Origin of the sequence: Haloarcula sp. Atlit-120R, from assembly GCF_003665885.1 — an archaeon.
GTDB classification, from domain to species: Archaea; Halobacteriota; Halobacteria; order Halobacteriales; family Haloarculaceae; genus Haloarcula; species Haloarcula taiwanensis.
This window is the reverse complement of the sequence record NZ_QPLN01000099.1, coordinates 1-447: the sequence shown is the minus strand read 5'-3', so window position 1 is coordinate 447 and position 447 is coordinate 1. Positions and strand designations below refer to the sequence as shown.

The 447-nt window shown below is 66.7% G+C and carries 1 pseudogene; it reads right to left on the bottom strand.

The features are described 5' to 3' along the window. Nucleotides 1–97: 97 nt before the first annotated feature. Nucleotides 98–447, bottom strand: a pseudogene (locus tag DVK01_RS21400) (hypothetical protein); the annotation flags it as partial.

Sequence of the window (447 nt, the reverse complement as noted above, 5' to 3'; positions counted from 1 at the left end):
GTCGTCATCGGCTACCTCGCCGGCGCGTTCTGAAATCGCTCGGAGGCGGCCGCCCAATCGCCCGATCGCCCGGTCGCCGCGCCGGTGAGCCCCGCCCTCAGCGGGTCGCGTCGTCGGGGTGGTAGGTCTTCCCGCGCGACCCGTCGGCGGTCATCCGGCGGAGCGTCGCCGCCGCGTTGCTCGCGTCGTAGCCGAAGAGTACGTCGTCCGCGTACTCGTCTGCGACTTCGACCGCGTGAATGAGGTCGTCGACATCGACGTTGACGGCGTACAGTTCGAGCGAGAACGCCACGTCGTAGGGGTCGAGAAGCGAGATGAATCCCTTGGCGATAGTCTCTAACCAGTACGTCGTCCCGTAGTACGTATCGTAGAGCGGGACGACGAACTCGTCGACGAACTCTGAAAGCGCCTCGATGTCGAGGCCCGCCCGGCGGTAGAGGTGGCCGG